The following is a 12,801-nucleotide window of genomic DNA, read 5'->3' as shown; positions in this document are numbered from 1 at the left end:
GCGCGTTTCACAACGGAATATTCATGCGTTTTAGATGACGATTGATGCTTTAACTCGCGGGGCGTCGGTTCTGGACCCGCCACGGCATCCGTCGCCCAACGGGTATGGCAACGTAGGAGCCGAAGTCGTCGTAGGAGGTCACCCGCGAGATCATGGTGTTCGGGATGTTCCGCTGGCGCACCGTGTCCCAGACGATGCCGAAGAGCGCGTATCCCATCCCGGCGACGAAGGTCGCCATGGCCAGGAAGATGAGGTTCGAGCCCGCGCCGACCAGTACAAGTGGGATCGCGGTCGCCGACATTGCGACCAGACCTTTCAGGAGTGGCCGCCGGACCGCGGCTTTGATCATCACCAACCTGGCGATCACCAGCTCTGCCGCCTTGACACTGGCCACCAGCCCCCCAACCTGTCGCGCCGATAGTCGTCGAGACTATCGAGGGGCCGAGTACCTGCCAGACGCCCATCTGAATCGCGTTCAGGAAGGCGAAGGAGAGGGTGATCGGCCAGATCCACGGCGTCGAGCTGAAGTAGGTCCAGCCCTCACGGAGGTCTTGCAGCAGGTTGGCGGAGGACGACTTCGGCCTCGTGGGCAGGACGACGCGGGTCATGCATGCCGCGGCGACGAGGAACGTCGCCGCGTCCAACACGATCGCCCCCCCGCGAGCGCGACGAAGACACCGGCCGCCGAGGGACCCAGGATTCTGGCGGTGTTCCGCGAGGCGCTGAGCATCGAGTTCGCCTTCTGGATGTTCACACTCTCGACAAGCTGCGGGACGATGCCTTGCATCACCGGGCTGATGAAGGCCTGCAACTACCGTTGACCAGGGCAATCAGAACGAATGGCCGAGGTTTTTCTGACGTGAGCGGCTCGTCGGCGGAAACTTGCTGCCAGGCAACTTGCTGAAGCGGCCGACAGCCCACAACCGCAGTGCGTCACAATCGGAATCAATACCTCGTACATACAGTGAAATCTCGTCGGTATGAAAGCAGCAGCCGTGGCCACAGTGGGCACTCCCCAGAACCGCTTGAGGTGATTGGCTGGGCGAGGAGGTGAACTCTCGGCATTGTCCAGGGGCGAACGGCTCGCAACGCCGCGCCGTCTTCAGGTTCGTCGGCGACCCTGGATTGGGGAAGACCGCCCTGCTGGACGGCTTCTTGGCGAAAGCTGCCGAACAAGGCATCGTGGTCGCCCGCTATTCCATGCTCGACAGAGTCAGAACTCCATATTCCCTACCACGCGGCGCCGTCGCTCTCGCCGATGACCTGCACCGCACACGCGAACGTTTCCGTCCGTGCCAGGTGCCGGCCCGGCTCTCGGCCTTGCTGTCCTCTCGGAACGACGCCCCGCTGAACCTGGACCCGCTCAAGCCGCGGCAGGTCGACGAAATCCGCGGAAGCGAACTTTCGGGCGTTGACATTCAGGCGCATGAGCTCTCGGCGGGGATCCCCGGTACCCCGAGATGCTCGTCATCGCTACCCCGAGACGGGCCGCCGCCGAGACGCGGGCGAGCGAACTCCGTGTGCTGTCACCGGCCGCTCGAACCCCGGGACGTCCGGCAGCTGACGTTTGTGCTCGTAGCTCCCCGGAGCGTAGCCGGCGACCTGACCCCGCTCCCGGAAACCACGCGCGGCTGCGAACCCACATGACGGCTCGCAGCCCGTTCAGGACCGGACCCTACGCACCCAAGTGTGGTACACGGCGCCCCCGCGAAGCCCCACTTGCGCGTTACCGCACGGCGTTCATTACCGGGGTTCGCAAAGGCCGTTGCGGAGGTCGGGCATACTCTCGAGGACCGCACGAGCCGCTGTCCGCGAGCGACGGTGAGCCACCGCGAGTTCGAGATCTCGCTGTTGATCGAGGCAGGCGAGGCGAACCGGCGAACCACCCACCCGCTCGACTTCAGCCGCAAGACGGTCGAGACCTACCCGACAAGTACCCTCACCAAGATCGACGTCTCTTCGCGGACCCGAGGTCGGCCGGATACTGTCCATGGTCTGGCCGCCTGGGAGCTGTCCCTGACTCGTGCGATCCAGGTCTCGAAGGCTCGGGTCTCGCACTAGGAAACCTTCCCGCCGTACAGCCGTTTCACACCCCGAAGGAGCACCCATGAGCGGGCCTTTGAACCTTCCGTCACTCGAGTCGGAAGTACTCGATTTCTGGGCGAAGGCCGACGTCCCCGGCCAATTCGCGCAGCGCAACGAGAACGGCCCACTCTGGGGCCACCTTCGAGGGCCCACCGACCGTGAACGGCGCGCCTGCCCTACATCACGTCTGGACCAACACCTACGAGGACGTCTAACGGGCGGTTCCAGACCCTGCTCGGAAAGCATGTGGAACGCAAGGGCGGCTGGGATTGCCAGGGCCTCCCTGTCGAGATCGCGGTCGAACGCGCACTCGGTCTGAAGAACAAGCGCGACATCGAGCGGTACGGCGTCGCCGAGTTCGTACGGAAGTGCCGTGAGCTGGTGGACGGCAACATCACCGTCTTCGAGCAAGTGCTGTCGCGGATCGGCTACGACAACGCCTACAAGACGATGGACGACTCGTTCCTGGAGTCGGTGTGGTGGCAGCTCAAGCAGATGTGGGACCAGAACCTGGTGTTCGAAGGTCACCGGGTCGTACCGTACTGCGCCCGCTGCGCGACCGCGTTGTCCTCGCACGAACTTGGCCAGCCAGGTGTCTACCAGGAGGTCATCCACCAGTCACTGATCACCGGGCTGCGGCTGAGTGACTCGGCCTACGAGCTGGCGGTCTGGACCACCACACCATCGACGCTCCCCGCGAACGTGGCAGTGGCCGTGTCGCCCGAGGCTGTGTACGGCCGCTACCGGCTCGACGACCGTGTCCTCGTTCTCGGGGTGGAGCGGGCGAAGACGTGCTCGGCGAAGAGGCCGAAGCGCTAGAGACGTTCCCCGGCAGCGAACTCGTCGGCCGCGGTTACGAACGGCCGTACCCAGACGTCGAACTCGGCGAGGGTCGCGGCGGCGTCGTGGTGGGCTGGGATGAGGTCGCCCAAGACGTCGGCACCGGGCTGGTACATATCGCGCCGGCGTTCGGCGAGGCAGACAACGCGTTGGGCCGCAGCGAAGGCCTGGCCATCGTCGGCCCGGTCGACGGCAACGGGTACTACGTGACGGACCGGTTCAGCGGTTTGTCGGTAACGGAAGTCTCGGCCAAGGTCATCGAGGACCTGACCGGACACGGCGCCGCTGTCCGCGTCCAGTCTCACCGGCACCGGTACCCGCACTGCTGGCGATGCGGCTCGGCGCTGATGCACTGGGCGAAGCCGAACTGGTTCATCGTTTCGGTAACTGGCTCAATGAGAACGTCGACCTGGTGGTATCGCGCGACCGGTTCTGGGGGACCCCGCTGCCGATCTGGCGCTGCGAGACCGGGCACAGCACCTGCGTCGGCTCCCGCGCGGAGCTGTCCGTCTCTCGACTACGCGAACCAGTCCAGAGAAGCTTGAGCAGCATGGTCCTCGACGCGCTCGAAAGGCAGTATCCCGAGGGTGTACAACCGGGTCGACAGCACACGGTTCGGCTTACTCGGAGAGAACGACGTGCTTCAGGGCGCCGTCACCCCGGTGGTCCGCAACGATCACGTCGTTCTTCCCAACGGGGAGTTCGCCCTGGCGCTCGGAGACGCACACGCCGTCGTTGATCCACTCATAAGACAAGGATCGAATGCTGTGTCGTACAGCGCCTTCGCCATCAGGGAAGGCGATTGTGGACGATTTGGACTTCGACCACGAGTTCTGCCGCGACGTCGCGGCCGTGAGGTCCGAGGTCATCACGGGCGCTACATCCTTGACGAACCTCATGCTGGACTTTCCCCGTCAGCTCAAGCTGCTGCAAAGCGCGTGCGCCCGCAATCAACAGATCGCAGACGCGCTGGACCGCGCTTACGCGAATCTTGTCGACTACTGGAAGATCATCGCGACTTCACGGAGGGTCATCAGCTTCCTCACCGCGTTCCCCCGGGAACCGGCGACGTCGTCCCGGCCACCTTCCCCGGTCGATACGCCCGCCTGATCACTCTGTCCATGAGAGACCTCACTTCGACTTTCGGGCAGCACCGTCTCCGCGTCATCGGCCGCGAAGCCGATCAGCTGGCCCACCGCGACCAGCGACGCCGAAACCAGCTCAGCCGACCGTGCCCCAAGCGAACCGTCTCGTTCGACCGACGGCCTCGAGAGTCACTCCCGCCCAGTCTTGATAACCATCAGAAGGCATGACCACGCTTCCGACGACATTTGCAAGTGACCCCCGTAGCGGTCCTTGGAGTCGCGCACCTTGACGATCTTCCCGAAGATGCCGATCTCGACGCAGTTGGGATCCGTAGCGGCACAGTACGAGCTTCTACGCCATTGCCCGCCGGATGATTCAATTTCCACGATTATCGCAGTTTGCCGGTACACCACTGGGCCCCCTCCATCACCCATGCGGCCGCAATAGCGATACCGACCGCCATAAAGCACTTCGAGAATAGCGGATTCCGATCACATCAAGCACACTGAACCAACACCACACCCGGAGTGCAGTCACACACCGTCGCGTCACTAGGCCGGAACGACCATGGTACGGCCGGAAGCCTTTCAATCCTTCGTGCTATGGACAAATTGGGGTTCTTCCAGTACGAGATTCAGTACCTCATCAAGTTCGGACGCAAGGCGAGCACGGTCGGACAGCGCACTGAACACGCGTCGAAAACGGCTGACTTCTTCGACTTCCCGCCTGGGCAAGACCATTTGACCAGGCTGATCGAGATAGACGACATCATCTTGACCATCGTCGTCGAACCCGAAGAACGTGAAGGAAGCCTGCATGCCATCGACTATTCCTCGGTCGAAAGTCAAGACCTGAATGGATATATTTTCCCTGTTTCCGAGTTCCTTCAGGAGCTCGAACTGCTCTCGCATGACGTCGACCGAGCCGACACGCCGACGAATGGCCCCTTCATCCAGCACGAAGTAGACTTCGGGCCCGTCGGCGGCAGTCAATGCCATCTGCCGTTCGGCGCGCATCTTCACGGCGCGATCAACGGATTCCTTGTCCGCCGTGAAAATGCCGGCTAGCTCACGAGCATAGGCAGGCGTCTGAAGGAGACCGGGAACGACGAGCTTCTGATACTGGCGAATACTCGCCGCGGCGGACTCCATGGCGATGAAGTTGATCAATTCGGCGCCGCAGACGGCGCGGTATTCGTCCCACCATCCCCTGCCGCGGGCCGCCTTGGCCATGGAAACGAGCTCGGTGACCTCGGCCTCATCCGCGATGCCGTACAACTGCAGAAGCGCACGGAGGTCCGAGGTCGAAATGCGCACGTTCCCCTTCTCGATGCGGATGACCTTGGAGAGCGACCAGTCCACCGCTTGAGCGACCTGCGTCTGCGTGAGCCCTATCTCGTCTCTGGCCCTCCTGAGGCGACTCAGCAGACGGCGTTGCTCCGCGACCGGATTCGTTCCCCTCATTGTGCCCGCCTTCCGCTCTGTGCCACAGTGCGCTCAGGCAGGTAGCATATCGCCAACTGGTGGATAGCCATATGTCACATCTCACGATAGATACTCTTCGGTAGCTTCAAACGATCATTCAGCCACGAGACGGGGCAGCGTGACGGAGTACGGACACCCGCGAGGTCAGAGTGGGTAAAGGGCCACCGCGAGTCGCGCGCCGGTCCCTGCACAAGGTTCTGGTGGTCGTCCGTACTCACACTTCGTTCAATCGTCTACTCGGCGTGCTGGACGCGCTCGGCCCCGGCCCGGAGATCAAGTTCGCGCTGGACAAGGGGTCCAACTTCAACCGGGGGCTCCCGAGGCACCTCATCCAATTCGGAGCCGAGCTTCTCTCGTGGAATGCCGCGAAAGCCTGGCCGGCGGACTTCGCCCTTGCGGCACACGCGACCGAGCGTCTCGCTGACCTGAGGTGCCCTGTTGTCGTCATCCCACACGGCGCGGGCTACAACCGCCTGGTCCCCGAGGCCACCGGCGATGACCACTCCGCCGCGGGCCTCGCCCGGAGCCAGCTCATGCGAGGAAACCAGGTGATCCCCGCCAGGATCCTCGTCTCGCATCCCGCCCAGATCGAGCACCTGCGGAAGACCTGTCCGGAAGCGGTGGAGAGAGCGGTCGTTCTCGGCGATCCGGTGTTCGACCGCATCGTCGCTGGCAAACGCCGCCGTGCTCGGTACCGCGACCACCTCGGCCTGACAGCTACGCAACGCCTGGTTCTGGTCACCTCAACGTGGGGAGAACACTCGATCTGGGTAAAACAGCAGAACCTGGTGCAGAGGCTGCTGAGCCAACTGCCCATGGACGAGTATCGGGTCGCCCTGGCCCTCCACCCGAACATCTGGTATGGGGAATCACCCGTAGAGGTACGTCAGACTCTTCGCGACGAGCTCGACAGCGGACTGCTGTTGGCCGAGCCGAACAGCTGGGAAGGTTTCGTCGTGGCCCAGGACGTGGGCATCGGCGACCACGGCTCCGTGTCGCTCTACACCGCGGCGACAGGGCGTCCCTTCCTTCTGGCCAGCAACGGAACCTCCGAGGTGGTTCCGACGTCACCGATCGCCGAGCTCTGCGCCCAGGCGGAGTACTTGGACGTGGACGGCAACATCTACGAGCAACTCGAATCCGCGCGGCTGCGCCACGATCCGGAGCAGCTGAAGGACGTGCTCGGCAACATGTTCGCGCGACAGGGGCAATCGTGGGAGATCTTGCACCGAACGTTCGAAGAGCTGCTACCTCGTCCAACGAGGAGGCCGGTACCCCGGCAGTCGCCGGTCAGGAACCCCGAACCCGTCCGCGGCGAACCGGTCACCGCCTTCCAGGTGTCTGTTGTCCTCCACGAAATCTCCAGCACCTCGGCGACCGCCATGCTCAGGCGATTCCCCGCTATCGTCCATCGGACACCAGTGGACGACGAGTTGATCAAGGTCGTCGACCACGAGGAGCTCGATGACGTGGCGAGGCATGAAGCCGAGCTCCTGGTTCACTCGAAAGAGCTTTCGTTCGAAGACGCCGTCGCGTGGATCGCGACCGAATCTCTCGAAGCCGCCCCCGCCCGATCCGCCGGGGTATTCGCTGCCGCTACAGAGCGTGGGTGTCTTATTCGTTTCAGCGACGGAGCCTATGCTCAAACCGAAGGGGCGGGCGTTCTTTGCGCCGCCGCCGTCTATCAGTGGCGGCACGAGGTCGGTCCGATCACCCAAGACATCGAGCTAAGGATTCGTAGCGGTGGCAGTCCCGACCGGGTTGTACTGGTTCACCCAGTCTCGATGACCCACCCCGCACCGCAAGCGACCTGAGGCGTCAGTCGCCCTCGGGACGCGTCCCGTTAGCAAGCCATACGCGTACTAGATCGCCGCGGGGGCTTCCCACGCCTTCATACAACTCGACCAGTCGGCGGGCGGATTCGCGGAACAGCTCCCGATCACTGGTCCGCTGAGCGACCCCGACAAGAACTTCCAACGCCTGCGCTTCCTTGACCGGCTGCCTGCGTTTCCTGGTGGCCTGTATCGCAGTCCTCAACACCTGACGTGCTTCTGTGTCCCGATGGAGCATTCCATAGGCTTTTCCCAGCACTATGCAGACACGCGCTTCGCCCAACTCGTCACCGATACCCCGAGCACGCGCCAATGCGTCGCTCAGAACAATTACGCCATCATCCGCCCTGCCTGCCCGGACAAGCACGTCTCCCAATTGGTAATTTTGCAGCATCACCCCACGTTCACTGCCGACCTCTTCATTGAGCGCGCGCGCCTTGCGTAACATGTCTTCAGCCTGAAGATACTTATGTTGTTCACGATAGAGAAGACCGAACGACTCGAAAATACTCGCATTCAGCTTTACATCCGCCGAACCAAGACTGAGCGCCGCCTCCAACTGCTCTTCGGCGCGACCGTATTCCCGTAGCTCTATGTGCGCCCGGGCTAGCTGATTCCACATTTTGAGTTCGGCTGAAACATTACGAAGATGCTGCGCTGCGGCCAGCCCGAGACGATGCGCTTCAACCCAGTCGGAGTAATTCTTTCTACTATGATAGAGCGCCCACAACGCTTCGCAGAACATCCAGACACGGTCATACCATTCGTACTGATAAGCAAGGCGAACCATCGCGAGCAGATTCACCCGTTCCGACTCGAGCCAGACCATCGCCGAGGCAGCGTCGAATCTCATCGGCTGGCGGCCGACATCCGCTTGCGCCAGCCGCCACCGCCCTTCACCGAGCACCGCGCGGTCCGCCGCCATGGCGCCACGCAGATACCAGTCGACCATCTCCCGCAGTGCGCCTTCTCGGCCGTCATCCCCTTCGTCACGCGAAGCCATAGCCTGGGCATGCAGCTTGATCAGTTCATGGAAGCGGTACCGCTCACCATTCAATTCCTCGAGCAGACTCGCCGCGACTAGCACGCCCAGCAAGTCGTCGGCAACATCCCCTGACTCCTGGACAACCGCGGCGGCCAATGACGACGAGAACTCTCGCCCGGGATGAAGCCCCATTAAGCGATACATCCTGCGTGTCGCTTCGGGCAGATCCGCATAAGCGACGTCGAAGATGCGCTCCACGGCGTTTTCACCCTCCATGGAAAGCCTACCCAGCCGTCGGTGTCCATCCGACAGATGCTGCACCAATCTGGTGACAGACCAACTCGTTCTCTCGACCAAACGTGCACCGGCTACACAAAGCGCGATCGGCAGGCCACCACACAACCTCGCGAGGTCTCCGATCTCATTTACGTCGGGGACACGCTCACCCGAAGGCAACATACGCATCATCAAAAGCGTACTGTCCGATACCGTCAGCGGCTTCAGGTCTACGAATTCGGCCCCTTCCATCACCAATCCACCCAGGCGACGTCGGCTCGTGACCACGACAACACTGTCCGAAGACCCAGGAATCAGCGGCCGAACCTGGGCCGCTTGATCGGCGTTGTCGACAAGAACCAGTACGGGCACATCAAGCGTCCGATTACGAAAAAGTACGGCGCGCTCAGGAAACGAGTTGGGAATATAGTCACCATGGACGCCCAAAGCACGTAAGAACGCGCCAAGAACCTCTGAAACATCGACACCTCCCCGCTTCCGGTATGCGGAAAGATCGACATACAACTGCCCACCCGAAAAATTTTCAGCATGCTCGTGCGCCCAGCGAACGGCTATTGCGCTTTTGCCCACCCCGCCAAGACCGCTCACAACGACGATGGCGGCACGGTCACGTTGCGTATCCCTTTCAATGCACTTAGTGAGGATCTCAAGCTCGCTCGCACGGTTGACAAAGCACGACGGAGGTGGCGGCAGCTGCCGGGGAACGAAGCCACTCGTCTCTCGACCTGGATCAACCTGCGACGAGGCGCCATTGATGCCGCTCACGGCGCAAAAAAGGCTATTTCGCCTGGTTTCAGCGTTCATTCGCTCGCTCCCCGACCGAGTGACCACGCCGCAAAGAGGACACCACCGTATCCGCCGCCGCCCGTTCCGCAGACAAGTATTCCACTTCGCCAATGATCTGCTAGCGCAAACAGCGTAACTTTCCGTCTTTCCGGGCTCATTTCAACCACTGGAACAAGGTCGAGGCCCAAGGCGACTGTCACCCATCCGGTGGTGCACATACAACATGTCAAGGCGGCGTCAAACCCGCCGTACTCTTTCACCCGCCGGCACTACCCGCTTGGATGCCGGGTCACCCTTTGGGTTCAACTGGCCATTACAACACTACCTCTCCGTAGATTAGACCTTAGTACGCACACGCGAATGCACGTGCACGCGGGTCAAGGAACCCCGCCACCTGCACTTCAGCGGCTCCGCCAGCACAACAAGTGCGCAGGTGCAATGCAACTACGACAACCGGCCACATAGACGGAACTTCCCTGTCGGCGAGCCATCATGGTCGATCGTTGAACACCGTTCATGCGCAACAAACGCGGGTTGGACTCGATGGACCACTTGGTCCGGCGCATAGGCACCTCGGTCGCCGACTCCTGCCTCTTATTCGAACGCGAAGTACCTCGCCCCCAGCCAACCTTGGGTCTGCAACGACTCGAATCCACCATGCCGTCCGGGTACCGCACCCTACGGCGAGATCGACAACCTTGGGCACATCACAGACACACGCGCGAGTGAAGCCCGCCAAATAACATTGTGCACGATGTAATTGCGCCCTACCCTTGTCGCGTGCCGGACGAGTCTCTTCTTGAAGAACAAGCCTGCTTCGCGCTCTATGCAGCGTCTCGAGCCGTGACGGACACCTACCGTCCCCTGCTCGGCGAACTGGGTCTCACGTATCCGCAGTACTTAGTACTGCTGGTGCTGTGGGAAACGGACAACCGAACGGTCAAGGAGATCGGCGAGTCACTTCATCTGGACTACGGCACTCTTTCACCGCTGCTCAAACGACTCGAAACCAACGGGCTGGTGACGCGGACGCGTCTCGTCACCGACGAACGCACGGTAGTGATCAGTCTCTCTGACAAAGGGCGGGCGACGCGCACACGCGCGGTCGGCGTCCCGTCCGCCATCGGATGCGCATTGGGTCTCGACGACCTCGAGCGACGGCAGCTCATCACCATCCTGCGACGGCTGACATCTTCGGCCACCGCATACTCCTCCATTACCAAGGAGGCACCGAATGCCCAGCCGTGACGCGACCACCCATTGGGTCGGCGGACTACAGAACGGACAGGGCGAGGTCGCACTGGACTCGTCCAATGCCTGCACCTTCTCCGTGTCGTTCCCGACCCGGGCAGGCAACCCGGACGGCCAGACCAGCCCAGAGGAACTGATCGCAGCAGCACACTCTTCATGCCTGGCGATGAATCTGTCCGGAGTTCTGGAGGCACAGCAACTGACGACCGGGTCGATCGACGTCAGCGCGGAAGTCACGCTCAGCCCGGCCGAGGGCGGCGGCTTCGAGTCAGTGGTATCGCGATCACCTTGCGTGCTTCGATACCAGGCGTGACCGCAGAGCAATTCGCGGAGTACGCGGAGACGGCTGAGAAGACCTGTCCCGTTTCGAAGGCGTTGGCGGGCACGACGATCACTCTCGACGCTTCCCTCGCTTGACGGACGCCCGACGGTCACTGAAATGTCCCTTGTTTCGAAGTAACGCTGACGGGTGCGAAGTGACCGCCGGGCGGCACCAGCACGAACGGCGGCTAGGCTCGACGTCTCAGCGGGCGACGAGTGATGGGGACGTCAGCGATGAGCAACAGTTCAGGAGTCACTCCGAGTGTGGTCATCGCGGTGCTCGCGCTCCTGTTCACCGTCGCCTCGTTCTGGTGGATCCATGCTCGCCGCGGACGCATCGTCATTTACCCGCCATCGACGTACGCGGCTTGTTTCACACCTCAGCGCTTGATCGTGGTCCTTCCACTGGTGCTGTACAACAGCGGGCCGGCACCACACGTAGTACTCTGCCTTCGGATGAAGATCCACGCCAGTGCGGACGCCGGATCACCAGCCGAGCGAACATTACCTGCCACGATCTATTGGAAGGCGACGCTGTCCCGGCTGTACAACCCCGAAGATGGCAAAGGTTCCCGCGCTTTCGCGTCGCCGTTCGCACTGGAAGGACGGAAATCCATCGACCGTTTCATAGAATTCCAATGGGCTTCCCCCGGCACAAAACTGGAAGACGGACCGTACGAGGTCACTGTCGAGGTCAGGACCGCGCACCGTCGCGGCTGGCGTCGAGCTGTGACTTTCCAGTGGAACACGCAAATCGGTGCTGGGAACCGTGACTTGTTGATCGTGCGCCCGAACGACCCTGACTGGCAGCCCTGACTCACTCTCAGCACGTGAAGACGGGTAGTTTGTCGAGACCGCGCATGAGTGTGCTGTGCCGCCAAGTCAGTTCGGCCGCCGGGACGGCCAACTTGAGGTCCGGGAAGCGGCTGATCAATTTCCCGAGCGCGACCCGGGCCTTCAGCCTGGCCAAAAGTGTCCCGCGGCAGTAGTGGATGCCTTGACCGAAAGCCACGTGCCCGTGGGCGGGCCGAGCGATGTCAAGCGTATCGGCGGCCCCGAAGTGGTTATCGTCGCGGTTGGCGGAACTGAGTGACACCGCCACGAACTCGCCCGCGGGAATACGGACACCCGAGATCTCTATGGGCTCTGTCCCCGGCGATGTGTCCGTAGGTGTCGTTAACCGACTTGAACTTGTCGACATCTATCATCAGCACGCCGATCGGCGCATGGTGATGCCGAGCTTTGGCCACCTCGTTCTCCGTGAGGGTCTTCCAGGTCTCGGCGTTGAGCAAGCCGGTCTTCCTGTCCGTCGTCGCCGCGGCCTCGAGCTGCCGAACGAGAACGCTGCGCGTCAGCACGTACAGCGGAAGCATGACGAAGTGAACCGCCCCGGGTTCGGTAGCGACTCGTTGCTGGGGCTAGTCCTGCAACGGCACTTGGGTGGTGTGTGGTAGATCATCGTGGTGGTGGTCGATGTGGTGATGGATCAGCTGGGTCGGGTGCATGATCGGATCGCGGGTCGGTTCACGCGGTCGGAGCCGCGGGTGAGGGCGCGGGAGTATGTGTCGGGCCTGGTCGCGGGTTTGGAGCGGAAGAACGGCTGGACGCTGGCCGGGCAGGCGGGTGACATGTCCCCGGACGGGATGCGGCGGCTCTTGCGCTGGGCGGACTGGGACATCGATGGAGTCCGTGACGATGTGCGCGATTACGTGATCGAGCATCTCGGTGAGCCGGATGGCGTGCTGATCGTGGACGACACCGGGTTCCGGTCGGCGGGCGGGGGTGCAGCGGCAGTACTCCGGGACGGCGGGCCGGATCGAGAACTGTCAGATCG

13 protein-coding genes and 2 pseudogenes are annotated in these 12,801 nt (G+C 62.3%); 9 read left to right on the top strand and 6 right to left on the bottom strand.

What is annotated here, in order from left to right:
• Positions 1-49 precede the first annotated feature (49 nt).
• Complete coding sequence (locus ACZ5ZX_RS35825; RefSeq protein ID WP_465506413.1) at positions 50-394, bottom strand: hypothetical protein; 345 nt, start codon at positions 392-394, stop codon at positions 50-52.
• 1,427 nt (positions 395-1,821) lie between these two features.
• Here ACZ5ZX_RS35825 and ACZ5ZX_RS35820 point away from each other — a divergent pair.
• The 4 genes from ACZ5ZX_RS35820 to ACZ5ZX_RS35805 all read left to right on the top strand — a co-directional run bounded on the left by ACZ5ZX_RS35820 (position 1,822) and on the right by ACZ5ZX_RS35805 (position 4,035).
• Positions 1,822-2,061: a LuxR C-terminal-related transcriptional regulator gene (locus ACZ5ZX_RS35820; protein WP_465506412.1), complete on the top strand. Its 240-nt coding sequence runs from the start codon at positions 1,822-1,824 to the stop codon at positions 2,059-2,061.
• Positions 2,062-2,256: 195 nt separating this feature from the next.
• Complete coding sequence (locus tag ACZ5ZX_RS35815) at positions 2,257-2,904, top strand: class I tRNA ligase family protein (protein WP_465506530.1); 648 nt, start codon at positions 2,257-2,259, stop codon at positions 2,902-2,904.
• A gap of 352 nt (positions 2,905-3,256) precedes the next feature.
• A complete protein-coding gene (locus tag ACZ5ZX_RS35810) occupies positions 3,257-3,664 on the top strand; it encodes a class I tRNA ligase family protein (protein WP_465506411.1) in 408 nt (135 codons plus the stop codon).
• Positions 3,665-3,738: 74 nt separating this feature from the next.
• The gene (locus ACZ5ZX_RS35805; RefSeq protein ID WP_465506410.1) at positions 3,739-4,035 is read left to right on the top strand and encodes a hypothetical protein; all 297 of its coding nucleotides are present in this window, start codon (positions 3,739-3,741) and stop codon (positions 4,033-4,035) included.
• A gap of 164 nt (positions 4,036-4,199) precedes the next feature.
• On the opposite strand, the gene ACZ5ZX_RS35800 is transcribed toward ACZ5ZX_RS35805, so the two are convergent.
• Positions 4,200-4,445, bottom strand: coding sequence for a DUF397 domain-containing protein (locus tag ACZ5ZX_RS35800; protein ID WP_465506529.1), 246 nt, complete (start codon positions 4,443-4,445; stop codon positions 4,200-4,202).
• 153 nt (positions 4,446-4,598) lie between these two features.
• A complete protein-coding gene (locus tag ACZ5ZX_RS35795) occupies positions 4,599-5,474 on the bottom strand; it encodes a helix-turn-helix domain-containing protein (protein ID WP_465506409.1) in 876 nt (291 codons plus the stop codon).
• Between the two features lie 263 nt (positions 5,475-5,737).
• On the opposite strand from ACZ5ZX_RS35795, the gene ACZ5ZX_RS35790 reads away from it, so the two are divergent.
• Positions 5,738-7,309, top strand: a complete 1,572-nt coding sequence (locus ACZ5ZX_RS35790; protein WP_465506408.1) for a hypothetical protein — start codon at positions 5,738-5,740, stop codon at positions 7,307-7,309.
• Positions 7,310-7,313: 4 nt separating this feature from the next.
• On the opposite strand, the gene ACZ5ZX_RS35785 is transcribed toward ACZ5ZX_RS35790, so the two are convergent.
• Positions 7,314-9,413 (bottom strand): hypothetical protein, encoded by a 2,100-nt coding sequence (locus ACZ5ZX_RS35785; RefSeq protein ID WP_465506407.1) that lies wholly within the window; start codon positions 9,411-9,413, stop codon positions 7,314-7,316.
• A 762-nt stretch (positions 9,414-10,175) separates the two neighbouring features.
• Here ACZ5ZX_RS35785 and ACZ5ZX_RS35780 point away from each other — a divergent pair.
• From ACZ5ZX_RS35780 to ACZ5ZX_RS35770, 3 genes and pseudogenes are all read left to right on the top strand, one after another.
• Entirely contained in the window at positions 10,176-10,643 is a 468-nt protein-coding gene (locus ACZ5ZX_RS35780) for a MarR family winged helix-turn-helix transcriptional regulator (RefSeq protein ID WP_465506406.1), read from the top strand.
• Positions 10,630-11,063: pseudogene (locus tag ACZ5ZX_RS35775) on the top strand (OsmC family peroxiredoxin). Before ACZ5ZX_RS35780 ends, ACZ5ZX_RS35775 begins: the two are co-directional and overlap by 14 nt.
• Before the next feature lie 168 nt (positions 11,064-11,231).
• Positions 11,232-11,783 (top strand): hypothetical protein, encoded by a 552-nt coding sequence (locus tag ACZ5ZX_RS35770; protein WP_465506405.1) that lies wholly within the window; start codon positions 11,232-11,234, stop codon positions 11,781-11,783.
• Between the two features lie 7 nt (positions 11,784-11,790).
• On the opposite strand, the gene ACZ5ZX_RS35765 is transcribed toward ACZ5ZX_RS35770, so the two are convergent.
• Together ACZ5ZX_RS35765 and ACZ5ZX_RS35760 are read right to left on the bottom strand one after the other, a co-directional pair.
• Entirely contained in the window at positions 11,791-12,063 is a 273-nt protein-coding gene (locus ACZ5ZX_RS35765; RefSeq protein ID WP_465506528.1) for a hypothetical protein, read from the bottom strand.
• A complete protein-coding gene (locus tag ACZ5ZX_RS35760; RefSeq protein ID WP_465506404.1) occupies positions 12,032-12,340 on the bottom strand; it encodes a GGDEF domain-containing protein in 309 nt (102 codons plus the stop codon). The genes ACZ5ZX_RS35765 and ACZ5ZX_RS35760 overlap by 32 nt, the downstream gene beginning before the upstream one ends.
• A gap of 90 nt (positions 12,341-12,430) precedes the next feature.
• Here ACZ5ZX_RS35760 and ACZ5ZX_RS35755 point away from each other — a divergent pair.
• Positions 12,431-12,801: pseudogene (locus ACZ5ZX_RS35755) on the top strand (transposase); the annotation flags it as partial.

This window comes from Amycolatopsis sp. NPDC033938 (assembly GCF_055575975.1).
The sequence above is the reverse complement of the archived record's forward strand: the minus strand, read 5'-3'. Positions and strand labels throughout refer to the sequence as shown.

Excerpts from the sequence above, each read along its gene's own strand:
- ACZ5ZX_RS35800 (WP_465506529.1), bottom strand. The coding sequence starts at position 4,445 with ATGGGTGATGGAGGGGGCCCAGTGGTGTACCGGCAAACTGCGATAATC.
- ACZ5ZX_RS35785 (WP_465506407.1), bottom strand. The coding sequence starts at position 9,413 with ATGAACGCTGAAACCAGGCGAAATAGCCTTTTTTGCGCCGTGAGCGGC.
- ACZ5ZX_RS35810 (WP_465506411.1), top strand. The coding sequence starts at position 3,257 with ATGCGGCTCGGCGCTGATGCACTGGGCGAAGCCGAACTGGTTCATCGT.
- ACZ5ZX_RS35795 (WP_465506409.1), bottom strand. The coding sequence starts at position 5,474 with ATGAGGGGAACGAATCCGGTCGCGGAGCAACGCCGTCTGCTGAGTCGC.
- ACZ5ZX_RS35760 (WP_465506404.1), bottom strand. The coding sequence starts at position 12,340 with ATGCTTCCGCTGTACGTGCTGACGCGCAGCGTTCTCGTTCGGCAGCTC.